This window comes from Pseudoflavonifractor sp. MSJ-30, assembly GCF_018918045.1.
Lineage (GTDB): Bacteria > Bacillota > Clostridia > Oscillospirales > Oscillospiraceae > Faecousia.
On sequence record NZ_JAHLPU010000013.1, the window covers coordinates 1 to 22,134 of the forward strand.

Here is a 22,134-nt window from a genome sequence, read left to right on the forward strand (position 1 = left end):
GGCCACCTTCCCCTCCCAGGGGAAGGCTTGGGATTTCCGCTTTCAGGGTATACGTTCAACTCTTGATTCGCATTGACAGTTGACAATTGCGGAGTTTCCTCCGGAAACAATTCAAATTTATCCCGAAGGGATACCATAATTGTCAATTGTTCATTGTCAATTGTCAATTTATCAAGCAAACCCCCAAAAAGGAGAAAACCAAATGAAAGCAACCTTCCTCGGCACGGGCTGTGCCATGGTATTGAAACGCTACAACACCTGCTTCCTTCTGGAGCAGGACGACAATAAGCTCCTGGTGGACGCCGGGGGCGGCAATGAGATTCTGGTGCGGCTGGACAAGCTGGGCGTGCCCGTTACCGCCATCGGCGGTATGTTCGTCACCCACAGCCATTCCGACCACATTCTGGGCACCCCCTGGGTCATCCGGGCCGTGGGCACCGCCATGGCGGAGCAGGGCTATACCGGCACCTTTACCGTAGCCGCCTGCGCGGAGACGCTGAACCATGTGCGGACCATCTGCGAGATGATTCTGGGCAAGAAGATGACCAGATACTTCGACAAGCAGATCCTCTTCCGGGAGGTAACGGACGGGGAAAAGCTGAATCTGGCGGGCTTTGATATTCAGGCCTTCGACATCGGCTCCAAAAAAATGAAGCAGTTTGGCTTCCAGCTGGACCTGCCGGACGGCCAACAGGTGTGCTTCGCCGGAGACGAGCCCGTAAAGCCCTCCACGGAGAAATACGCCCGGGACGCCAAGTGGCTCTTCAGCGAGGCCTACTGCCTGTATGCCGACCGGGATACCTACCAGCCCTACGAGCGCAGCCATGTGACCAGCCTGGATGTGGGCACGATCGCCCGGGATATGAACGTGCGGAATCTGCTGATTTACCATACCGAGGACTACGGCCCCGAACGCCGGGAGCTTATGACCCGGGAAGCCGGCAGCGTGTTTTCCGGCAATATCCGCGTCCCCGAGGATATGGAGACGGTAGAACTGTAAAAGGAGACAGGATTATGACTGACCATCTTTGCCCCATTCACCATATTGCCATCGATGTGGCAGATATGAACACCGCTCTGACCTTTTTTCAGGACGTTTTCGGCATGACCGTTACCCGCACCCAGGGGCCGGAGGACGCCCCCGCCAGCATCTGGCTGGACGGCGGCGTGCAGCTGTGCCGGGTAAGCACCCAGGCGGCGGACACCGGCCGGGTGGGCCACATTGCCTTTTCCTCCAAAGATCTGGACGGCCTGCTGGCACGGGCCGCCCGCTACGGCGCAGAAAGCGTCCCCGGCAAGCCCCGGCACTGGTTTTCCTGCCTGGGCCTGACCTTTGAAATCAAGTAACCCCCTTCAAAGAACATTCCCCCGGCCAACAGCCGGGGGAATCAACGTCTCAAAAAAGCCTCGCAGAGTTTGCTGACAGAGGTCGGCAAAAAAGATTCAATCATTTTCTGTCGGGGCGTGTACCTGACAGAAAATACATCTCAGGATGCGGAGTGTGCGAATTGTTTGCCTTAGGCGAACAATTCGTGCGCGCAGCAGACTGCAAAGGTTTGTCGGAAAAGCCCGCAAGGGGTTTTCCGACAGTTTGACATTCCCCCGGCCTGCGGCCGGGGGAATATTTCATCAAGCTCCGGACGAGGCGGGCAGAGATGCCTGTCGGAACCGGACTCACATGAGAAAAATGTGTGTGAAACGGTGCACTTGTCGATTATTATAGTAAACTTATGTACTAAAGTCAATAGTAAAGATATTTACTTTGCTAAACTTGTGGCATCTTCTTTGAGGAGGTGCCGCCATGCGGACATTTTTGGAAAAACTCCGGGGTTTGCGGGAGGACAATGATCTGACCCAGTCCCAGATAGCCCAGGTACTGGGCACATCCCAGACGATGTACGCCCGCTATGAGCGCGGAGCCAACGAAATGCCCATCCGTCACCTGGTCACCCTCTGCCGCTACTACAATGTCTCCGCGGACTATTTTCTGGGCACAGCCCCGGATCCCCGCCGCAGGCAGAAGCACATATAACCGCCCCTTGACTTTCGAAAACCGAAAAACTATAATGGCTCTGCGATTTTCGTAACGAAAAGAGGAACGCCCATGGACACTGCCCAATTCTTTGGTGAAGCACCCATCCATAAAGTTTTATGTAAACTTGCGCCGCCGGTCATGCTGGCCCAGCTGATCCAGGCGCTCTATAACATTGTGGACAGCCTGTTCGTAGGCCGCTTTTCCCAGTCCGGCCTGACAGCCCTGTCCATTATTTACCCCCTGCAGCTGCTGATGATTGCTCTGGCCGTGGGTACCGGCGTGGGCATCAACACGGTCATGGCCGCCAAACTGGGCGTTGGGGAAAAGGAGAAAGCGGAGCAGTACGCCGGCGTCGGCACTCCGCTGGCTCTGGCCATGTGGCTGATTTTCGCCGTGATCTGCTGGTTCGCCATGCCGGGCTACGCCAGAATGTCCACGGATTCCCCGGAGGTCATTGAGGAGGTCGTCCTCTACGGGCGCATCGTCTGTACCCTCAGCTTTGGGCTGTTCACAGAGAGCGTGTGGACCAAAGTTTTGCAGGCTGAGGGCAATATGCGCACGCCCATGATCGCCCAGGTGCTGGGAGCGCTTGTGAACATCGTTCTGGACCCGCTGCTGATCTTCGGCCTTTGGGGCCTGCCCCGGATGGGCATCGCCGGCGCCGCCGCGGCCACCGTAGCCGGGCAGATTGTTGCCGCCGCCATCGTATTCCCGGGAGGCTGCCGAAGGTCCCCGAAAGCGGCGGTGTATCCCCACTATGTCCGGAAAATCTTCCACATGGGTCTGCCCAATATGCTGATGCAGTCCGCCTATACCTTCTATATTCTGGGACTGAATCTGGTGCTGGCCACCTTTTCCGACGCGGCGGTGACGGCCCTGGGCCTCTACTACAAGTGGCAGACCTTTTTCTTCATACCCTTGGGAGCCATGCAGACCTGCATCGTCCCGGTGATCAGCTTCAACTACGCCGCCCGGAATCTGGAGCGCTGCAGGAAAACACTGACAGAAGCCCTGATTTTCGGCATGGCGCTGATGTTCATCGGAACCCTGTGCTTCGTGTTCATTCCCGTGCCCATGCTCCACGTCTTCACCCATGACGAGGCCGTTATTTCCATCTGCCGGGTCAGCTTCCCCATTCAGGGCATCAGCTTTCTCCCTCTGGTATCCTCTCTGACCTTCCCGGTCTTCTTCCAGGCCGTAGGGGCCAGTCTGAAAAGCTCCGCCCTGACTGTCATCCGCACGGTGGTCCTTTTCGTCCCCCTGGGCTGGCTCTTCTCCCGCTTCGGCCTGGACTACTTCTGGCTCACCTTCCCGGTGACCGACATCATCACCACCACCGTCGGCGTGATCCTCTACCGCCAGTTCCTGCGCAGGGCGCAGGCTCAATAAGGCCGCCTGCTCCCGCCTGCACGGCTATGTCCCTGATCCGCAGTCCGGCCCTTTCCCTTTCCGCCCGGCGGTGCCATAGGCCAGGCCGGGAATATCCCATAATACCGAACAGAGCTGGAGTGACTGCATAGCCCCGCAGCCTTACCGCACCACCGTACAGACCGGCGTACCGTTCGGTACAGGCCGGTGCAATCCCATAAGTACAGAGACTCGTACCGGTCAAGGATACTGTAGTATCCGGCCTGTGCGAGTCTTTCTTTCGGGTCCACCCGCCGTACAAGGCAGTTCCCGGCCATGCATCGGCAGCCTATCCGGCCATTGCTTACTGCCCCCTCTTCTCCCAATGATTTCCGATTTTATCGGTGTTCACGCAAATCGGAACGTGGCGGGCAATTTTGAGAAGGAATTCTGCTTCGTGGAGGATTGGCGTCATCCGTGTCACGTGGAATGTGCAAAATAGCCAATTGTCAACAAGAAGCGCCTGCTCAAAATAAGTATAATTCCGTCAAAATCGGCGTAATAAACAAAAAGATAATATTGGCTTAAAAAGTTATTGACAAATTTCACACACCTCGTTATGATATTTTCATCATCCAACAGGGTGGTTCTTTGATGTAAGTTGTATGACAACTTACATCTTATATCAGGCTTTAACGGCATGGCTGGCCGTTAGCAAATACAAAAAAGGAGAATTCAAAAATGAAAAAACTGATCGCACTGGTTTTGGCACTGACTATGGTACTGGCATTGGCAGCCTGCGGAAACAGCTCCTCCGCCCCCGCGGCAACCACCGCGGCTCCCCAGGGCAGCACCACAGCTACAGAGGGCAGCACGGAGGTCGCCACTGCGACCCAGAATCTGAAGATTGTCTATTGCGGCACAAGCCTTTCCACCGACAACGGCAAGCGCCTTTCGCAGCTGGCCGACGTATTTGAAAAGGAAGTCAACGATGCCGGCGGAATCAATGGCAAGCAGGTGGAAATGGTTGTTATTGACGGCGGCAACGATCAGCAGAGCTATATCAACGCGCTTCTGAAGGCACTGGAGGAGGAAGATGTTTCCGCCATCATTGGTACCTTCTTCAGCCAGTACGCGCTTGCCTGCGCCGACTACGTGAATGACGCGAAAATCCCCGTGTTCAACATCGCCACCAACTTTGAGATGCGCGAGAAGAGCGATTACTATTTTACCAACCGCTGTGTTGATACCGCTTTCTCCAACGTTATGGCCCAGGTCGCGCTGGACAACGGAAGCAAGAACCCCGTTGCCGTTGTCTACAATACCTCCAACGGTAAGAACGACAGCCAGTTTATGAAGACCTATCTGGAGAACAACGGCGCGCAGATGGCCGACATCATTGAATTTGACAACACCTCCACCACGGACTATACCCCCATCGTACAGAAGGCCATTAACGTGGCCGGCTCCGATGGCATCCTGCTGCACGCCACCGCCAATACCGATGGCCAGTCCATCATTGCCCTGCTGAAGCAGTACAACTATCAGTATCCCATCATCTCCAACTCCAACCTGTTTGCCGACCAGTTCATCAAGAACTGCGGCGCAGAAAACTGCATCGGTCTGCTGGGCTTCTCCGAATACCCCACCCCCGAGGTCCGTCCTCAGGTTCAGGAATTTACCGACAAGCTCCTGGCCAACGAGCTGTTCACCTTTGAAGACGTTTCCTGGATCGACGCCTCCTTCTACGATGACTGCAACCTGATTCTGGAGGCTGCAAAGCTGGCCGGCAACAACGACAAGGACTCCGTATTCGCGGGCCTGTCCCAGATCTCCGGCTACGAGGGCGTTATGACCTCCTACACCTTCCACTCCGACGGCTCCTTCGCCGATTACATCTATCTGGCGACCATCGAAGCAGACGCATCCAGTGAGCTGGGCGCGGCCATTAAGGTTACAGAGCCTTTGAAGGTCGAGCACTGATTCTCTCACATCCCGGCTGCCGATTTCTTCGGCAGCCGCGGCAATACCCCAATGGGTCGGCGGCAGAACATACCGCTGACCCACCTTCTAAAATGGCCCTGATTGCAGCCCCGCGTACCGCTCGGCAGGCAGGGCAAGGGGCGGGTGTTCCGTCCAGACAGGGCAGCGCAGATTCCGCAAGGCCCTTTCCGGTGAAAGGCACCGGAAGATCGTTTCAAATTCCGTTCAACAGGGGGTTCTCTCATGATTCTCTTCTTACAGCAAACAGTTACCGGCATCTGTGTAGGATTGGCTTACGCAATGATTGCCATGGGACTTATCCTGCTTCTGCGGGCTGCGGGCGTTATGAACTTTGCCCAGGGCAATCTGATGGCGTTGGGCGCTTATTTCGCGTATTTGTTCCTTGGAAAGCTCCACCTGAATCCCGCGATTGCGGTTATCCTCGCGATTCTTTCCCTGATTGCCGTAGGCATTGTTTTCTGTTGTGTATGTTTCTTCCCATTCAAGCGGACCAAATGGCCGCAGGCAATGCTGATTTGCACCATAGGCGCGGGCACTGTTATTTCCGAGTGCTGTCTGTGCTTCATTACGACAGAGACCAAAAGCGTAGATCCTATCGTTGCCGGTTCTCTTCATTTGGGGTCTTTTATTATCCCCTATCAGTATTTCTTTATTTTCGGCGTAACCGCCCTGATGATGGTTGGTCTTTGGCTGCTGTTTGACAAGGCCTACTGCGGACGCGTGATGTCCGCCGCGGCGCAGAACAAATACGCCGCGGATCTTCTGGGCATTCCCACAAATCTTACGACCATGCTGACCTTCTGCATCGTTGTCCTGATGGTCGGTACGGCCGGCTGGCTGCTGGCGCCGGTCTACCGGGTCAGCAATTCTCTGAGTATTTTCCAGGCGCGTGCCTTTGCGGCGCTGATAATCGGCGGCTTTGGCTCGCTGCCGGGCGCTATTGTCGGAGGCATTGCCGTAGGCCTGATTGAGTCCTACAGTACCTATTTCACAACGACCTATAAGGATGTTGTGGTCTTTGGCGCTCTGCTTTTGGTTCTGGCTGTCCGTCCCCAGGGTATTCTGGGCAGCAAGGTCAAAAAAGACAAAGCATAAGGAGAAGAGTATGGAAAATGGAACAAAAAGATCCCGTTTTCTTCGGCTGCTGCTGGTCAGCGCCGTGGTAATTGCGGGAATCCTGCTGGTCGATAAGTTCTTTATTCAAAATTTGAAAAATTCCAGGGTCAACCTGATTAATGTGGCTCTGATTTACTATTTCAGTGTAGCCGGTATGTATCTGATGCTTGGCCTGGGCGGCTGTATGTCCATGTGCTCCATTGCGGTGATGGGTCTCAGTGCGTTCGTCTGCGGCTTTACCAATACGAAGCTGGGCTGGCCCCTGTTCCCGGCTATGCTCTGCGGCATCCTCAGCTCTGTGATTCTCTGCGCGGTTGTGGGCTCGCTGCTGATGAAACTGGACGGCAGGGCGTTCATGTTCGGAACCATGGCACTGGTCTATATCGGTACCTCCGTGTTCCAGAATTTCTCCGCCTTTACCGGAGGCCCTAACGGCACTTCCGGTATCAGCAAGCTGACGCTGTTCGGAAAAACCTTCTCTACCTTTAAGAGCTGGTTCGTTCTGCTGGCCATTGCCTGCTACCTGCTGATCCTGCTGCTGCATCGGATCAAAAACACGTCCTTCGGACGCAGCCTCATGGCGGCCCGGGACGATGAGACTGCCGCCTACAGTCTGGGCGTAAACGTCTATCGGACAAAGCTGCTTGCGTTTATTATCTCCGGCGTATTCTCCGGCATCGGCGGCGCTTTGTACGCGGTTCACAACGGAACCATCAGCGCGTCCCTGTTTTCCTTCACGACCCAGCAAAGTTTCATTATCATGCTGATGCTGGGCGGCGTTATGAGCCCTGTAGGCGCGCTGTTCGGCTCCATCCTCGTGAATTACCTGCCGGAGATTGCCAGATCCGCCGGCACCTACTTAAACATGCTTTACGGCGCGCTGATTGTTCTGCTGATGATCTTCATGCCCATGGGGCTGGCAGGATTGCTGAAGAACCAGTATCAGAAGCTCCGCAAGCTACTGACCGGAAAGCGGAAGAAAACCACAGCAAAGGAGAGTGCGTAACATGGCGTGTTTACAGGTAGAAGATATCAGCATTTCCTTCGGCGGCCTGAAAGCGGTACAGGATGTCTCCTTTGCTCTGGAACCCGGGGAGATCATGGGCCTGATCGGCCCGAACGGCGCCGGAAAAACCACAACATTAAACCTCATCAGCGGCCTGTACGCCTGCGATACCGGGCGTGTTCTGCTGAATGGCAAGGATGTTACCGATAAAAAAGCCTACGAACGGGCGCGCATGGGTCTGGGCAGAACCTTCCAGACTCCGCGGTTCCTTTCCCGCTCCACGGTTGGGGAAAATATGAAGCTGGGTACGGATCTGGCCGATCAGATGGGCTTTTTGAAGTCCTTTTTCGGAAAGAAAGGCAATGACTTTCTGGACGAGGTGGACCAGTATCTGGAGATCGCGGACCTGACAGTCAACTGGAAGGACGATATTTCATCGCTGTCCTATGGCCAGCTGAAACGGCTGGAAATCGTCCGCGCGCTGCTGTCCCATCCGAAGGTGCTGTTGGTGGACGAGCCCGCCGCGGGCCTGAACGCCAAAGAGCTGGAGAAGAGCGTAGCTCTGATGCGTCATGCGGCGGAAAAGGGCGTCGGTATTGTACTGATTGAACACAAAATGGACATGATCATGAACGTCTGTGACCATATCGTTGTTCTGAACTTTGGCAAAATGATCGCCCATGGCACACCGGAAGAGGTACAGTCCAATGAAGCGGTGATCGAAGCCTATCTGGGGAGGTAACGCGGATGCTGGAAATCAAGAATCTGCATGCCTATTACGGCGCCATTGAAGCGCTGAAGGGCATTAATTTAACAGTGCCCGACGGCAAAATCGTCTGCCTGATTGGAGCCAACGGCGCGGGAAAAACGACGACGCTGAAATCCATCAGCGGCATGGTAAAGCATACCGGCAGCATTTCCTTCAATGGCGAGGATATTACAAAGGAGAACGCCAAGCATGTCAACAAGGCCGGCGTGATCCATGTGCCTGAGGGACGGCTGGTATTTCCCGGCCTGACCGTCTACCAGAATCTGGAGGTTGGGACCATCAGCTGGCACGGCTTCATGGGCAGGGCCAGCTTTGAAGAGGATATTGAGAAGGTATTCAGCCTGTTTCCCCGGCTGAAAGAGCGGCGGGACCAGCAGGCCTGGAGCCTTTCCGGCGGTGAGCAGCAGATGCTTGCCATCGGGCGCGGCCTTATGGCAAGGCCGAAGCTGCTTATGCTGGATGAGCCCTCCATGGGTCTGGCGCCGCTGGTGATCGAAGAGGTGTTCCGGAAGATCCGCGAGATCAATGAACAGGGAATATCCATCCTGCTCATTGAGCAGAACGCGAAAAAGGCTCTGGAGAACTCGGATTACGCATACATCATTGAGCAGGGGCAGATCCTCTTTGAGGGGCCCGCGGCAGAGCTGGAACACGATGACCGGATTGCCAGAGCCTACCTTGGCAATTTTGCAAAGAAAGCATAAGAAAGCGGATGTTTCTCGAAAATACGCAGTGTTTTTAGGAAATACTGTTGTTTTCCCGGAAGGATACCCGTATAATATGATAAGGAGAGATCGATATGGCAGTTATTTCCATCAAATTCTTCTCGCCATCCCTTCAGACGAAAACCAATGTCAACGTTTTGCTCCCCACACCGGAATCCACACTTTCCGGTCACCAGGAGACCTTTGCGGAGTGTGCCCATACGGGTCCTTTCCCCGTGCTGTATCTGCTCCACGGCACCTTCGGTGATGAGTCTGACTGGACCAGATTTTCCCGCATTGAGGACTATGCCAGAAAACGCAATGTCATTGTTGTAATGCCCAACTGCGAGAACAGCTGCTACCGGAATACCCCAGCCGCGAAGAATTACTTCACCTATGTAACGGAAGAGCTGCCCAGCATGATTAACTGGATGTTCCCCGCTTCCGGGAAGCGAGAGGACACCTTTATTGCCGGCCTCTCCATGGGCGGCAGCGGCGCGTTTATGCTGGGCCTGAGCTGTCCGGAGCGTTACGGCTATGTGGCCAGCCTGTCCGGCGGTTTCGGAAACTCCGGAATTCGCCAGCGGAAGAAAGGCAGTCCCTGGGCATGGGCCTTTGACCCGGACGAGGTTCTGGAAGGCACCAGAGACGACCCCAAGTGGCTGGCAAAGCACGTGCTGGAAACTGCGGATAAGGTTCCTGAGCTGTATCTGTGCTGTGGAACGGAAGATTTCCTGTATGAGGCAAATCGGGAGCTTCGGGATTATCTCACTGAAATCGGACTGCCGTTTACATATCATGAGCAGCCCGGAATTCATGACTGGAATTTCTGGGACGACGAGATCAAGCGCATCTTTGAATGGCTCCCTGTCCAGAAAAAAGGGGAGGGTAAATATACATAAAGAAGCAAAAGGAGTCCTGTTTATGGAAAAGATCAGAAAGATCAATTATGTCAATGAGGTATATGACCAGTTGAATGCCATGATCTGCTGCGGCGAAATTTCGGAAGGTATGCGGATACCCTCGGAAATGGCTCTGGCAAAAGAGATGAATGTAAGCCGCCCTGTGGTGCGGGAGGCGCTGCAGCGGTTGCGGGCAGAGCATAAGATCATTACCTATCAGGGAACAGGCTCCTTTTGCGCAAATCCTTTGAACTATGAAAATGAGCTGGATGAAGGCGGAGACAATATTACAGAAGACGATTTCCGGGAATTTCAGGAGTTCCGTGCCGCTGTAGAGTACGGCGCGGTTCAGCAGGCGGCAGAGAACAGAACAGAGGAAGACCTTCGTGTCATAAAAAGTCATCTGGACGGCATGCTGCAGATGCCCCCGGAGGACTATTCCGTGGAGACCTACTCCAGAGAGGACGAGGCGTTTCACTACGCCATCTATCTCGCGACCCATAATTCCCTGATGATCGATGCCTATACGGCCGTCCGGCCCCGCATTTACCGGGTGCTGAGTTATCTGAACCGGCACAAGGGCGCCGCGGGAATCTCCGGCGATTTTCATCAGCTGCTCTTCGATTATATCGTCAAGAAGCAGCCCTGCCAGGCGGCACGGCTGATAAAGAGCCACGACGAGTACAACCGTGCCCGTGTGGCGGAGTATCAGAAGATGGCCGTTGAAAAGGAGTAAAGCGTTCCCTGGCCCGGCTGTATTCCCGCAAGGCGCACAAATGCGACGGAAAGGAAAATTTATGAAAGCGTTGGTATTGGAAGCGTACAATCATTTTGTCTATCGGGATGTGGAGACGCCTGTTCCCGGACCGGGAGAGGTTCGGGTCAAGGTAATGGCCTGCTCCGTATGCGGCAGTGACGTAAAGGGTATGGACGGCAGCACAGGCCGCCGTCAGCCACCGATCATTATGGGGCATGAGGCCTCCGGCGTTATTGAAAGCGTTGGACAGAATGTGACCGGTTTTCAGCCGGGAGACCGTGTTACCTTTGATTCCACCATTTACTGCAACGAGTGTGAGATGTGCCGCAAGGGCATGGTAAACCTGTGTGATCACCGGGAGGTGATTGGCGTCTCCTGCGATGATTACAGACACCATGGTGCCATGGCGGAGTTTGTGGTTGTTCCGGAATATGTACTGTACAGGCTTCCGGATTCCGTAACGTTCCAGCAGGCGTCCATGGTTGAGCCAATGAGCGTTGCCTACCACGGCGTGACCAGATGTGAAGTGCCTGTCGGCGGTACCGCCATGGTGGTGGGCGTGGGGACCATTGGTCTGTTTGCCGTACAGATTCTCAAGAGTCTGGGTGTCAGCAAGGTCATTGCCGTGGACATTTCCGACAGACGTCTGGATATGGCCAAGAAAAACGGGGCGGATGCCGGAATCGATTCCCGGGATCCCCAGGCGGAGGCGCAGATCCTCGCGCTTACAGACGGCAAGGGCGTCGACGCCGCCTACGATGCTACGGGTATTGAAAGCACGTTTTTGCTGTGCCTCCATACGACCCGACTCAATGGCAGCGTAGTCCTGATTGGAAATATCGCCCGGAATATGAGCTTCCCCCTGCAACACGTTGTAACGCACCAGCTCAGCCTTTTCGGCAGCTGTGCGTCCGCAGGCGAATACGACCGGTGTCTGGAATTGATTGCGGCCGGGAAGGTCAATGTGGATGCCATGATAAGCGGCAGCTTCCCTTTGTCCGAGGGGGACAAGTGGATGCACAAGGTCTATAACCGGGAGGATGGTCTGGATAAGATTCTCCTGATTCCCTGAGGTATGCCGATGGGGATTCTGAAAGTTGCCAGCGCGTGTATGAACGCGCAGATGGATAAGACGGCGAATTTAAGAAAAATGCTGGACTGGATGGAGCTGGCGGCTCAGTCTGGCGCGAAGCTGCTGGTTTTTCCGGAGCAGATACTGTCCGGCTACCTGTTCAATTGCAGGACACTGTATAACGAACAGTTCGCCTACCATTATGCCAACGCCGAGACGGTTCCGGATGGGCCGTCCGTACGGACAATTTCGGAAAAGGCCGCCGAGCTTGGGCTTTATGTGGTCTTCGGCATGACAGAACAGGATGGAGCAGAACCGGATATCCTGTACAATACGGCGGTTTTGATCGGCCCGGAGGGCTATATCGGGAAATACCGCAAGGTGCATCTTCCTATGGACGAGCTGCACATGTATACCCCGGGAGAACGGTTTCCGGTTTTCCAGACGGCCATCGGCAGAATCGGCCTGATGATCTGCTATGACAAATCCTTCCCGGAGGCGGCGCGGAGCATGGTCCTGGACGGGGCGCAGCTTCTGGTCTGCCCCACTGCCTGGGGAATCCGGCATCCGGAGAAAATGGATTTGGAGCGGGATGAGGCACGGCTTCTGAACGATTTGTATGACAAGGTGCGGGCAACGGAGAATATGGTCTATCTGATCTCCTCCAACCAGGTCTTCCAGACAAAGGAAGCATGGTACTGCGGCCACAGCGCCATCTACGCCCCTTCCGGGGAACAGCTTGCCTGCACCGGCTTCCAGGAAGGCATCTGCTATGGGGAGATCGATCTGACCCAGGGAATCATCCAGGCACGCTACCTGGCGCATAATGGGAACCGTCCCATTCGGGAACGGCAGCCCCAGACATATACCGGGCTTTACCGATTCATGGAGAAAGGTACGCAGCTATGAGAAAAATCAAAACCGGTGTGATTGGCTGCGGCAAGGTTGGCGACTACCACGCCCAGTGCTACAGCCAGCTGGAAAACAGCGATTTTACGGCAGTATGCAATCATAACATTGGCCGCGCGAAAACCTTTGGGGAGAAATACGGTGTACCCGCTTTCGACTCCGTGACGCAGATGGTGCGAGAAACCGGTGTGGAAGCGGTGAGCATCTGTACGCCGCATCCGGCCCACATGGCTATGGCAGTGGAAGCGGCAGAACTTGGGCTGCATGTAGCCATTGAGAAGCCGCTGGCTTCCACGCTGGCGGATTGCGATGCCATCATCCGGGCCGTGGAGAAAAGCGGCGTAACCGGCTCCATGGTCTGTCAGCGCAGATTTTACAAACCTGTTCAGCGGGTACACCAGGCCATCGTGGATGGGAAGCTGGGAAAACCCATCCTCGGCAGTCTGAATATGCTGGGCTGGCGGGACATGAACTACTATCACAGCGATCCCTGGCGGGGAACCTGGAAGGGAGAGGGCGGCGGCGTACTGGTCAACCAATCCGTTCACCAGATGGATCTCCTGCTGTGGTATATGGGGCAGATTGATTCCCTGTACGGAATGTGGGATACGCTGAACCATCCGGAGTTGGAGGTGGATGACACCGCCGTGGCCGTGATCCGCTTCCGCAGCGGTGCGCTGGGAACCCTTTCCGTCAGCAATTCCCAGAATCCGGCCCTTTTTGGAAACGTTCGGGTGCATGGATCCAATGGCGCGTCGGTGGGCGTCCAGACGGACGGCGGCGCCATGTTCATTGCCGGCATGACAGGGATTGCGGAACCTCCTGTGAATGACCTGTGGACGGTTGCCGGAGAGGAATCCCTTCTGGCCCAATTTCAGAAGGAGGACCGGGCTTTCTTCGAGTCCGTCGACTCCACTACTTATTATCACAAACAGCAGCTGAAGGATTTCCTGGATGCCATTCTTGCCCACAGGTCGCCGCTGGTGACACTGGAGGATGGGCGCAGAACCGTAGAACTGTTTACGGCGATCTACCGCTCTCAGCGGGACAGAGCCCCGATTCAGTTCCCGCTGGTTCCGGATGAACGGGATCTGGACTGGAAAAAGTGAATGGACAAAGCTGCCGGAGTTCCGACCGGAATGAACGGGCTTCGGAAGCGAGGTACAGAAAAGGAGACAATTATGGAACTACGCAAAGGCTGTAAATACGCGATTGCCTGTCCTACCAGCATGGGTGTACGGATTACGCCGACGAATCGTATGAGTGTTCACAACAGCAACCTGTACTATATGCAGGCTACCAGCGCGGAAAGCAATGTGCTGAATGTGGCTTCCAGTTTGGGTTTTCCCTGTCTGGTTATGACCAAATTCGTGCAGGACAGTCCCGTTGCTGCCTTTATCAAGGCACAGCTCCGGAGCCGCAACATCGCCTTTGAAGGCAGGGAGCTTCCCCAGGGCGGCCCGTGGGGCTACCGGCACCAGTTCAATGTGGCGGATTCCGGCTTTGGCCTGCGGGCGGCGAGAGTCTGGAATGACCGCGCCGGAGAGATTGGAAGAACATTGTCTTCCGAGGACTTTGACCTTGACCGTATCTTCGGTCAGGAGGGGGTGCAGATCCTGCACATTTCCGGCCTGATCGCCGCCATGAGCCAGCAGACAACGCAATGCTGCCTGAAGCTGGCGCGTGCGGCAGCAAAATACGGAACAAAGATTTCCTTCGACTTGAATTACCGCGCCTCCTTCTGGGAAGGCAGAGAGGCGGAACTCCGGAGCGCCTTCCATGAGATCGCGGAAAAGGCCGATATTCTGGTGGGAAATGAAGAGGATTTCCAGCTCTGTCTGGGCTTTGCGGGGCCTGAGGCCGGAGGCGAGAATCTGACGGAAAAGCTGGAACATTTTAAAGCAATGATTCTGCAGGTCCGGGAAAAATATCCCCATGCCCAGGTTTTCGCGACCACCCTGCGGGAGGTTCTGTCTGCCAATCAGAATAAGTGGGGCGCCATTATGCTGGCCGGGGACCAATGGTATGTGGAGGAACCGCGGGTCATCGACATTATGGACCGGATCGGCGGCGGCGACGGCTTTACCGGCGGCGTGCTCTATGGAATCTTAAAGGGATGGGAACCCGAAAAGTGGATTCGCTTTGGCTGGGCCACCGGTGCCATGGCCGCTGGAAGCATGAATGACTACGCGGAACCCGCGGACGAAAAGCAGGTATGGGCTGTCTATGCAGGCAATGCCCGTGTCCAGAGATGAGCAAAGGAAGAAACGGAAAGGTGGTCACTATGAAAAAAGCAGATATCGGTCTGATCGGTCTGGCGGTCATGGGCGAAAACCTGGTTATGAATATGGAGTCCAAGGGCTTTACCGTCGCGGTTTTTAACCGGACGACGGAAAAGGTGGATTCCTTTGTGCAGGGGCGAGCCGCCGGTAAACATATTATCGGCTGCCACAGCCTGAAAGAGCTGGCGGATTCTCTGGAAAAACCCCGAAAGGTGTTTCTGATGGTGAAGGCAGGCAGCGCGGTGGATGGACTGATTGACCAGCTGCTGGAGGTTCTGGAGCCGGGCGACATCATTATAGATGGAGGAAACTCCCATTTCCCGGACACTATCCGCCGGACGGACTATGTGGAATCCAAGGGCCTGCTGTATATCGGAACGGGCGTATCCGGCGGCGAGGAGGGGGCGCTGAAAGGTCCCAGCCTGATGCCCGGCGGTAGCCCGGCGGCCTGGCCCGCCGTGAAGCCCATCCTTCAGGCTATCAGCGCAAAGGTGGAGGACGGCTCCCCCTGCTGCGATTGGGTAGGAGAAAATGGCGCGGGCCACTTTGTAAAAATGGTCCATAACGGCATCGAATATGGAGACATGCAGCTGATCTGCGAGGCTTATCAGCTGATGAAGTGCCTGCTGAGAATGTCCGATGACGAAATGCATCAGGTATTCCGGCAGTGGAACGAGACGGAACTGGATTCCTATCTCATTGAGATCACCAGGGATATTCTGGCCTACAAGGACACGGACGGAGAACCCATGGTGGAAAAAATTCTTGATACCGCCGGACAGAAGGGCACCGGAAAATGGACCGGAATCGCCGCTCTGGAAGAGGGCGTTCCCCTGACGCTGATTGGCGAGGCGGTGTTTGCCAGGTGTCTCTCCGCCATGAAGGAGGAGCGCACGGAGGCGAGCAGGGCCTATGACCGGCAGATTCCCGCTTTCACGGGAGATCGGCAGGCTTTCATTGAAGCGATCCGTCAGGCGCTGTATGCCTCAAAGATTATTTCTTACGCTCAGGGTTATACCCTCATGCGCACGGCAGCGGCCCACTATGGCTGGAATCTGAATTACGGCGGCATTGCCCTGATGTGGCGGGGCGGCTGTATTATCCGCAGCGTATTCCTTGGAAAAATCAAGGAAGCCTACGATCAGGATCCCCAGCTGAGCAACCTGCTGATGGCCCCCTATTTCCGGGATACGCTGAAGCGGCTCATTCCCGCCTGGAGAAAGGTTGCGGCGGCAGCGATGGAATATGGGATCCCGGCCCCTGCCATGACTTCGGCTCTGTCCTATTTTGACGGCTATACTACGGAGCGTCTGCCGGCAAATCTGCTGCAGGCTCAGAGAGATTACTTTGGTGCCCATACCTACGAGCGTGTGGATGCGCCCAGAGGTACGTTTTTCCATACGAACTGGACCGGCCACGGCGGCAATACGGCAGCTTCTACATACAACGCCTGAGAACGCCTCCCGGCGTTTGCCAATGGAAGCCGACAAATAAAGTTACATCATTTACCGGCGGAGTGCGCGGCGGACTGCTGAGCTTTGTTGAAAAATCCGCAAGGTTCTTTCAACAATCTGAGAAGCAGCCCGGAAACAGGCTGCTTCTGCCATATGAAAAGGAGTATTCCATGAACAGCATCATTGAACAAATTGAAAAGTATAAAATCGTTCCGGTCGTAAAGCTGGACCGGGAGGAGGATGCCATCCCGCTGGCTCAGGCTCTCATCGCGGGTGGCCTGCCTCTGGCGGAAGTCACGTTCCGTACAGAGGCCGCCGAGGGATCCATCGCCAAAATCCGGAAGCGGTTCCCGGAGATGCTGGTCGGAGCGGGGACGATTGTGAATGTAGAGCAGGCAAAGCGGGCCGTTGCGGCCGGAGCGTCCTTCTTGGTGTGTCCCGGACTTTCCGAGGAGGTTGTACGGTGGGCAGAAGAGGAACATGTTTCCGTTCTGCCGGGCGTGATGACCCCCAGCGAGGTTATGCGCGCGCTTTCCTGGGGACTGACAACACTGAAGCTCTTCCCTGCGGGGCAGATAGGCGGCGTTGGCGCGGTAAAAGCGCTGGCGGGCCCATTCCCCCAGGTGCGTTTTATGCCCACAGGCGGCGTCAGCGCGGAAAACATCCGGGAGTATCTGTCAAATCCCCAGGTCATTGCCTGCGGCGGCAGCTGGATGGTCAAGGACAGCCTGATTCGCGGCGGTGCGTTTGACCAAATCGAAAGGATCACCCGAGAAGTTGTAGCAGCGGCAGGAGTCTGAGCCTATGCCGGTGCTTGCCATAGAAACCAGTACCAGCTCCACCAAGGCGCTTCTGTATGACCGGGACAAAGGGGTTCTGGCATCGTCGCGGGAAAGCTACGGTATCCTGCACCAGAATGGTCAGACGGATACGGAGGCTGTATTTGCGCTGGCTATGAAAAACGCGGAAAGAATCGCCCGGGGCAAGGACGTAGAAGCCATCGCCCTGTGCGGCACCTGGCACAGTATTTGTGGACTGGACAGCAGCGGCAGCCCGGTCACTCCCACTTATTCCTGGGACTATATGGACTCCGCGAACTATGCGGAGTCCCTCCGCCGGGACCCGTCACTTTCGGAAGCCTTTTACCGCCGCACCGGCTGTATGCCCCACAACACCTATCCCAGCTATACGCTGGGATATCTGCGGACCCAGGGACTGGATACCGCACGCTGCCGCTTTGCCACCCAGGGCGGATACAACTTTTACCGCCTGACGGGCTGCCTCCGGGAAAGCCGCAGCACACAAAGCGGCAGCGGCCTGGTAAATCTGGAAACAACGGATTATGATCCCTTCGTTCTGTCCTGGCTGGGCCTGGACAGAAACCAGCTTGGCGAGCTGGGGACATACCGAGACACGGCCCCTTTGAGCAGTGCGGGGGCGGCAATGCTTGGGCTGAAAGCCGGCATTCCGGTTATTCCGGCGTATCCGGACGGGGCGCTGAATCAGCTGGGCAGTTTCGCCGGCAGGCCGGGCATTATGACCATGTCCGTGGGAACCAGCGGCGCTCTGCGCCTGACCGCCCCACAGCCCGTACTCCCCGCGGGAGGCGAGTTGTGGTGCTATCTGGGTGCGGAAGGCGTTGTCTCCGGCGCGGCAGTGGCAGGTGCCTGCAACTGTGTTGACTGGTTCCAGAAAAAGCTGCTGAAAGGCCGCCTTTCCTTTGAGGAACTGGAAGGCACAGGAATCGGGAGCAGAGATATCCCGGTGTTTCTGCCATTCCTCTACGGAGAGCGCTGCCCGGGTTGGCAGGGAAAGCGGCGGGGCGGCTTTCTCCAGATGGAGGGCTGCCATGACCTTTCGGACATGTACCACGGCATTCAGGCCGGTGTCCTGCTGAATATGTGGCAGTGCTACGATATTCTGTGCCGCCAGAACGGAATTCCCCGGGAGGTGCTTTTGTCCGGCGGCATTTTGAACTCCGTCCATTGGACCCAGATGGCAGCGGACATTCTGGAACGGGAAATCCTTGCCGTTGTCTGCCCGGATGCCAGCACAATGGGAGCCGTGGCGCTGGGCCTGTATACCACAGGCGCGCTAGATGCAGTAACAGACTTCCGCGCGGAGTACGACAAAGCGATACGCTTTTTGCCGGACCCCGGGAAGCAGGCCTTTTACCGGCGTCAGAAGGAGCGCTATCTGAACGCTTATTACGAAAGCATGACGCAAACCAATAAAGAAGCTGCGAAAGGAGAAGCAGTATGAAAATACTTGTCACACCCACCTCCATCAAACCCGGTGACCCCAGATTGAAAAAGCTGGAAGATTTTGCGGACGAGCTGGTTTTTAATCCTTTGGGAAAGCCTCTGGGAGAAGAAGATCTGCTGGCGCTGCTTCAGGACTGTGACGGATACCTGGCAGGTCTGGATCAGGTTACCGAAAAGGTGATCCGCGGCTGCCCCAAGCTGAAGGCCATTTCCCGATATGGTGTGGGCTACGACCGGGTGGATATCGCGGCGGCGAAAAAGGCCGGTATCGGTGTTTCCATTACTCCGGGTGCCAATTCCGAGGCCGTCGGCGAGCTGAGCGTTGCAATGATGCTGGCCCTCGCGAGAAATATCCCTCAGCTCAATGACAACACAAAAAACGGCGGCTGGATCCGTGTCAACGGCACAGAGCTGTTTGGAAAGACACTGGCCATCATCGGTCTGGGAGCCATTGGAAAAGTGGTGGCCAGGTGTGCGGCGGGATTTTCCATGAAGGTTGTCGCCTACGACCCCTATATCAACGAGGACTACTGTCGCAGCCATGGCATTGAAGCGGCCAGTCTGGAACAGGCGGTTTCGCAGGCAGATTTTATCAGTCTCCACCTGCCGCTGACGGAAGGAACCTACCATATGGTGGATGAGGCGCTGCTGTCCAAAATGAAGGACGGTACCATCTTGATCAATTGCTCCAGAGGTGGAATTCTGGATGAGCAGGCAGTCTGCAAGGCTGTGGAGTCCGGCAAGCTCAGAGGTGTGGGACTGGACGCGTTTGAGGTGGAGCCGCCAAAGGACAACCCTCTATTCCGCTATTCCAACGTGATCGCCACGCCCCACACAGGGGCCCACACCGACGAGGCGGTGGGAAATATGATTGCCATGGCGGTGGACAACCTGATTGATATGCTCAGCGGGAAAAAATGTCGCAACCGGGTCTGAGACGATTCTGTTGACGAGAAACAAGCCTGGAATCAAAGGAAACGCGAGGATAAAAACATGAGCAAGCACGACGGAATCCAAAATATACCGGAAACCCCTGGCTACCGCCTGATCGCCCTGGATTTGGACGGCACGCTGCTGAACTCGGAAAAACAGCTGACGGAGGAAAACGCCCGGGCACTGGCTGACGCGGCGGCACAGGGAATCTGGATCGTGCCTACCACAGGCAGATTTTTTGACGGAATGCCCCAGGTGATTCGGGAACTGCCCTATCTGCGCTATGCCATAACCATCAATGGCGCGCAGGTGATGGACATAGCCACAGGGCAGACCATCTACCGCGCGGAACTGCCGCTGAACCAGGCAATTGAAATCATGAAATATCTGGATACGCTGCCTGTAATCTATGACTGCTACATGGACAACTGGGGATGGATCAGCCGACATATGCAGGAGGCGGCGCCGGAGTTTGCCGCGGACAGGCACAGCCTGAAAATGATACAGGAGCTGCGCACGCCGGTGGATGATCTGAAGCAGTATCTGCTGCGCCGCGGAAAAAATGTACAGAAGCTCCAATTTTTCATCAAAAACCCGGATGAACGGTGGGCCATTGCGGAGTATATCCGAACGCATTTTCCCGGCACTGCCGTAGCCGCCTCACTGGCAAACAATCTGGAAGTCAACACGGAGGCGGCCAACAAGGGCGCTGCCGTGTCGGCACTGGCGGCACATCTGGGGCTGGATATGGCGCAGACTGTGGCCTTCGGGGACGGCGGAAACGATTTGAGCATGATCCGGGCCTGCGGTTTGGGAGTGGCTATGCGGAATTCCTGCCGGGAGGTGCTGGAGGCAGCGGACTGTATCACCGCCTCTTGCGATGAAAACGGCGTGGCGCTGGTGATTCGGGAGCTATTGGACCAGAAGAAAGGACAGACGTGACATGGAGGATATTTTTGTTGTCCGCCAGCAGGGCGGCCTTACAGATGATGAACTCCGCGCTGCTCTGGAGCAGTCTCTTCAGGGCAGAAACCTGAGGCGGGTCCTGATCATTCCGCCGGATTTTACCCGATTCCATTCTCAGGCCGGGAAAATCACAAACCTGTACTATCATTTGCTGAAAGCCCGGGACGTGCTGGTTGATATTTTGCCGGCACTGGGAACCCACGCGCCTGTAACAAAGGAGCAGTGGCAGCTCATGTACGGAGACATTCCGTATGAATGTATGATGATCCATGACTGGCGGCGGGATGTGCTTCGACTGGGAGAGGTACCGGCGGAGTATGTGAAGCAGGTCACCGAGGGTCTCTGGCAGGATCCGGTGGATGTGGAGATCAACCGCCGGATCATGGATCCGGCATACGATTTGATCATTTCTCCCGGTCAGGTCGTTCCCCATGAGGTTGTGGGAATGGCAAATCATGCCAAAAACCTGTTTGTAGGCGTTGGCGGCAACGGGATGATCAACAGCTCCCATATGATCGGCGCGGTATATGGCATGGAGCGGATGATGGGCAGAGAACAGACCCCCGTTCGAAAAATCTTTGACTACGGCATGGAGCATTTTCTGAAGGACAGGCCGATTCTCTTTGTTTTGACCGTGTGTACCGCGCCCGAAGGCGAAAGCGTTCTGCACGGGCTGTTCCTGGGGGAAGGCCGCAGCTGTCTGACCGCGGCTGCCAGACTTGCGCAGCAAAAGAACATCGATTTTGTACCCCACAGTATTCAAAAATGCGTGGTGTATCTGGATCCGACGGAATTTCACTCGACCTGGTTGGGCAACAAGTCCATTTACCGTACCCGCATGGCCATTGCCGACGGCGGGGAGCTGATTATTCTGGCACCCGGCGTTACCACTTTCGGGGAGGACGCGCAGTGCGACGCGCTGATCCGCAAATACGGCTACCGCGGCAGGGAGAATATCCTGAAGGCCTTTCAAGACCCGGAAAATCAGGACCTCCGTACCAACATGGGCGCAACGGCCCACCTGATTCACGGTTCCAGCGATGGGCGGTTCTCGATTACCTATGCGGTTCAGAACATTTCCCAAGAGGAAATCCGTTCCGTGGGCTTTGAAGCGGCAAGCTACGACGCGATGTGCCAAAAATATGACCCATCCGTCCTGCGCCCGGGTCCCAACGTGGTAAACGGAGAAGAAATCTATTTCATCCCCAATCCCGCCCTGGGCCTGTGGATTGACCAAACCCGGTTCGAAAAGCAGACCGGGAAGGCCGGGGAATAAAGCCCCGGTGATAAGCAGCCGGTTTTCCGTACCCGGTCCTCCGAACGGAACAATCGCTTTCGCGTCATGAATGCCTCCCGAAGCCCTGCGGGAGGCATCCATTTTGTTCCGATTGACAGTTGACCGCTAAGAAGTTTTCTCCGGAAACAAATCAAAGAATGTTTCCCAATCTGTCCCGCAGGGACACAATAACTGACAATTGCTCATTGTCTATTGTCAATTCCTTTCCCCTTCTTTTCAGCATTCTTTAAGACGCAAATGGGGCTGTTAAATAACCCCAAAAGGAAATCGCAGACTCTTTCCCGAAATGGAAAGAGTCTGCTTTTTCTTACCCATCA

At 55.7% G+C, this 22,134-nt stretch carries 21 protein-coding genes; all 21 read left to right on the top strand.

The window, feature by feature from the left end; translation table 11 throughout:
• Window positions 1-202 precede the first annotated feature (202 nt).
• The 21 genes from KQI10_RS01375 (at window position 203) to KQI10_RS01475 (ending at window position 21,796) form a co-directional block, all read left to right on the top strand.
• Window positions 203-1,000 (top strand): MBL fold metallo-hydrolase, encoded by a 798-nt coding sequence (locus tag KQI10_RS01375; protein ID WP_216565612.1) that lies wholly within the window; start codon window positions 203-205, stop codon window positions 998-1,000.
• 14 nt (window positions 1,001-1,014) lie between these two features.
• Complete coding sequence (locus KQI10_RS01380; protein ID WP_216565613.1) at window positions 1,015-1,347, top strand: VOC family protein; 333 nt, start codon at window positions 1,015-1,017, stop codon at window positions 1,345-1,347.
• 454 nt (window positions 1,348-1,801) lie between these two features.
• Window positions 1,802-2,032, top strand: a complete 231-nt coding sequence (locus KQI10_RS01385; RefSeq protein ID WP_216565614.1) for a helix-turn-helix domain-containing protein — start codon at window positions 1,802-1,804, stop codon at window positions 2,030-2,032.
• Window positions 2,033-2,104: 72 nt separating this feature from the next.
• Window positions 2,105-3,424: an MATE family efflux transporter gene (locus KQI10_RS01390; protein ID WP_216565615.1), complete on the top strand. Its 1,320-nt coding sequence runs from the start codon at window positions 2,105-2,107 to the stop codon at window positions 3,422-3,424.
• Between the two features lie 699 nt (window positions 3,425-4,123).
• Complete coding sequence (locus KQI10_RS01395) at window positions 4,124-5,365, top strand: ABC transporter substrate-binding protein (RefSeq protein WP_216565616.1); 1,242 nt, start codon at window positions 4,124-4,126, stop codon at window positions 5,363-5,365.
• A gap of 243 nt (window positions 5,366-5,608) precedes the next feature.
• Window positions 5,609-6,481 (top strand): branched-chain amino acid ABC transporter permease, encoded by an 873-nt coding sequence (locus tag KQI10_RS01400; protein ID WP_216565617.1) that lies wholly within the window; start codon window positions 5,609-5,611, stop codon window positions 6,479-6,481.
• Between the two features lie 10 nt (window positions 6,482-6,491).
• Window positions 6,492-7,508, top strand: coding sequence for a branched-chain amino acid ABC transporter permease (locus tag KQI10_RS01405; RefSeq protein WP_216565618.1), 1,017 nt, complete (start codon window positions 6,492-6,494; stop codon window positions 7,506-7,508).
• A 1-nt stretch (window position 7,509) separates the two neighbouring features.
• Window positions 7,510-8,250, top strand: a complete 741-nt coding sequence (locus tag KQI10_RS01410; RefSeq protein ID WP_216565619.1) for an ABC transporter ATP-binding protein — start codon at window positions 7,510-7,512, stop codon at window positions 8,248-8,250.
• A 5-nt stretch (window positions 8,251-8,255) separates the two neighbouring features.
• Complete coding sequence (locus tag KQI10_RS01415) at window positions 8,256-8,981, top strand: ABC transporter ATP-binding protein (protein ID WP_216565620.1); 726 nt, start codon at window positions 8,256-8,258, stop codon at window positions 8,979-8,981.
• A 95-nt stretch (window positions 8,982-9,076) separates the two neighbouring features.
• Window positions 9,077-9,883, top strand: coding sequence for an alpha/beta hydrolase family protein (locus KQI10_RS01420; RefSeq protein WP_216565621.1), 807 nt, complete (start codon window positions 9,077-9,079; stop codon window positions 9,881-9,883).
• Between the two features lie 22 nt (window positions 9,884-9,905).
• Complete coding sequence (locus KQI10_RS01425; protein WP_216565622.1) at window positions 9,906-10,619, top strand: FadR/GntR family transcriptional regulator; 714 nt, start codon at window positions 9,906-9,908, stop codon at window positions 10,617-10,619.
• 61 nt (window positions 10,620-10,680) lie between these two features.
• Window positions 10,681-11,712 carry a zinc-binding dehydrogenase gene (locus tag KQI10_RS01430; protein ID WP_216565623.1) on the top strand — a complete coding sequence of 344 codons (1,032 nt, stop codon included), beginning with the start codon at window positions 10,681-10,683 and terminating at the stop codon, window positions 11,710-11,712.
• A 9-nt stretch (window positions 11,713-11,721) separates the two neighbouring features.
• A complete protein-coding gene (locus tag KQI10_RS01435; protein WP_216565624.1) occupies window positions 11,722-12,621 on the top strand; it encodes a carbon-nitrogen hydrolase family protein in 900 nt (299 codons plus the stop codon).
• The gene (locus KQI10_RS01440) at window positions 12,618-13,730 is read left to right on the top strand and encodes a Gfo/Idh/MocA family protein (RefSeq protein ID WP_216565625.1); all 1,113 of its coding nucleotides are present in this window, start codon (window positions 12,618-12,620) and stop codon (window positions 13,728-13,730) included. Before KQI10_RS01435 ends, KQI10_RS01440 begins: the two co-directional genes overlap by 4 nt.
• Window positions 13,731-13,802: 72 nt before the next feature.
• The gene (locus KQI10_RS01445; RefSeq protein ID WP_216565626.1) at window positions 13,803-14,876 is read left to right on the top strand and encodes a PfkB family carbohydrate kinase; all 1,074 of its coding nucleotides are present in this window, start codon (window positions 13,803-13,805) and stop codon (window positions 14,874-14,876) included.
• A 29-nt stretch (window positions 14,877-14,905) separates the two neighbouring features.
• On the top strand, window positions 14,906-16,357 hold the full coding sequence (gene gnd, locus KQI10_RS01450; RefSeq protein ID WP_216565627.1) for a decarboxylating NADP(+)-dependent phosphogluconate dehydrogenase: 1,452 nt from the start codon (window positions 14,906-14,908) through the stop codon (window positions 16,355-16,357).
• A 170-nt stretch (window positions 16,358-16,527) separates the two neighbouring features.
• A complete protein-coding gene (gene eda / locus KQI10_RS01455; protein WP_216565628.1) occupies window positions 16,528-17,157 on the top strand; it encodes a bifunctional 4-hydroxy-2-oxoglutarate aldolase/2-dehydro-3-deoxy-phosphogluconate aldolase in 630 nt (209 codons plus the stop codon).
• A 4-nt stretch (window positions 17,158-17,161) separates the two neighbouring features.
• Window positions 17,162-18,619, top strand: a complete 1,458-nt coding sequence (locus KQI10_RS01460) for a gluconokinase (protein WP_216565629.1) — start codon at window positions 17,162-17,164, stop codon at window positions 18,617-18,619.
• Window positions 18,616-19,557, top strand: a complete 942-nt coding sequence (locus tag KQI10_RS01465; protein WP_216565630.1) for a phosphoglycerate dehydrogenase — start codon at window positions 18,616-18,618, stop codon at window positions 19,555-19,557. The genes KQI10_RS01460 and KQI10_RS01465 overlap by 4 nt, the downstream gene beginning before the upstream one ends.
• Window positions 19,558-19,614: 57 nt before the next feature.
• On the top strand, window positions 19,615-20,496 hold the full coding sequence (locus KQI10_RS01470) for a Cof-type HAD-IIB family hydrolase (protein WP_216565631.1): 882 nt from the start codon (window positions 19,615-19,617) through the stop codon (window positions 20,494-20,496).
• A 1-nt stretch (window position 20,497) separates the two neighbouring features.
• Window positions 20,498-21,796, top strand: a complete 1,299-nt coding sequence (locus tag KQI10_RS01475; RefSeq protein ID WP_216565632.1) for a lactate racemase domain-containing protein — start codon at window positions 20,498-20,500, stop codon at window positions 21,794-21,796.
• Window positions 21,797-22,134: the final 338 nt, after the last annotated feature.

Excerpts from the sequence above, each read along its gene's own strand:
- KQI10_RS01375 (WP_216565612.1), top strand. The coding sequence starts at position 203 with ATGAAAGCAACCTTCCTCGGCACGGGCTGTGCCATGGTATTGAAACGC.
- KQI10_RS01380 (WP_216565613.1), top strand. The coding sequence starts at position 1,015 with ATGACTGACCATCTTTGCCCCATTCACCATATTGCCATCGATGTGGCA.
- KQI10_RS01385 (WP_216565614.1), top strand. The coding sequence starts at position 1,802 with ATGCGGACATTTTTGGAAAAACTCCGGGGTTTGCGGGAGGACAATGAT.
- KQI10_RS01390 (WP_216565615.1), top strand. The coding sequence starts at position 2,105 with ATGGACACTGCCCAATTCTTTGGTGAAGCACCCATCCATAAAGTTTTA.
- KQI10_RS01395 (WP_216565616.1), top strand. The coding sequence starts at position 4,124 with ATGAAAAAACTGATCGCACTGGTTTTGGCACTGACTATGGTACTGGCA.
- KQI10_RS01400 (WP_216565617.1), top strand. The coding sequence starts at position 5,609 with ATGATTCTCTTCTTACAGCAAACAGTTACCGGCATCTGTGTAGGATTG.
- KQI10_RS01405 (WP_216565618.1), top strand. The coding sequence starts at position 6,492 with ATGGAAAATGGAACAAAAAGATCCCGTTTTCTTCGGCTGCTGCTGGTC.
- KQI10_RS01410 (WP_216565619.1), top strand. The coding sequence starts at position 7,510 with ATGGCGTGTTTACAGGTAGAAGATATCAGCATTTCCTTCGGCGGCCTG.
- KQI10_RS01415 (WP_216565620.1), top strand. The coding sequence starts at position 8,256 with ATGCTGGAAATCAAGAATCTGCATGCCTATTACGGCGCCATTGAAGCG.
- KQI10_RS01420 (WP_216565621.1), top strand. The coding sequence starts at position 9,077 with ATGGCAGTTATTTCCATCAAATTCTTCTCGCCATCCCTTCAGACGAAA.
- KQI10_RS01425 (WP_216565622.1), top strand. The coding sequence starts at position 9,906 with ATGGAAAAGATCAGAAAGATCAATTATGTCAATGAGGTATATGACCAG.
- KQI10_RS01430 (WP_216565623.1), top strand. The coding sequence starts at position 10,681 with ATGAAAGCGTTGGTATTGGAAGCGTACAATCATTTTGTCTATCGGGAT.
- KQI10_RS01435 (WP_216565624.1), top strand. The coding sequence starts at position 11,722 with ATGGGGATTCTGAAAGTTGCCAGCGCGTGTATGAACGCGCAGATGGAT.
- KQI10_RS01440 (WP_216565625.1), top strand. The coding sequence starts at position 12,618 with ATGAGAAAAATCAAAACCGGTGTGATTGGCTGCGGCAAGGTTGGCGAC.
- KQI10_RS01445 (WP_216565626.1), top strand. The coding sequence starts at position 13,803 with ATGGAACTACGCAAAGGCTGTAAATACGCGATTGCCTGTCCTACCAGC.
- gnd (WP_216565627.1), top strand. The coding sequence starts at position 14,906 with ATGAAAAAAGCAGATATCGGTCTGATCGGTCTGGCGGTCATGGGCGAA.
- eda (WP_216565628.1), top strand. The coding sequence starts at position 16,528 with ATGAACAGCATCATTGAACAAATTGAAAAGTATAAAATCGTTCCGGTC.
- KQI10_RS01460 (WP_216565629.1), top strand. The coding sequence starts at position 17,162 with ATGCCGGTGCTTGCCATAGAAACCAGTACCAGCTCCACCAAGGCGCTT.
- KQI10_RS01465 (WP_216565630.1), top strand. The coding sequence starts at position 18,616 with ATGAAAATACTTGTCACACCCACCTCCATCAAACCCGGTGACCCCAGA.
- KQI10_RS01470 (WP_216565631.1), top strand. The coding sequence starts at position 19,615 with ATGAGCAAGCACGACGGAATCCAAAATATACCGGAAACCCCTGGCTAC.
- KQI10_RS01475 (WP_216565632.1), top strand. The coding sequence starts at position 20,498 with ATGGAGGATATTTTTGTTGTCCGCCAGCAGGGCGGCCTTACAGATGAT.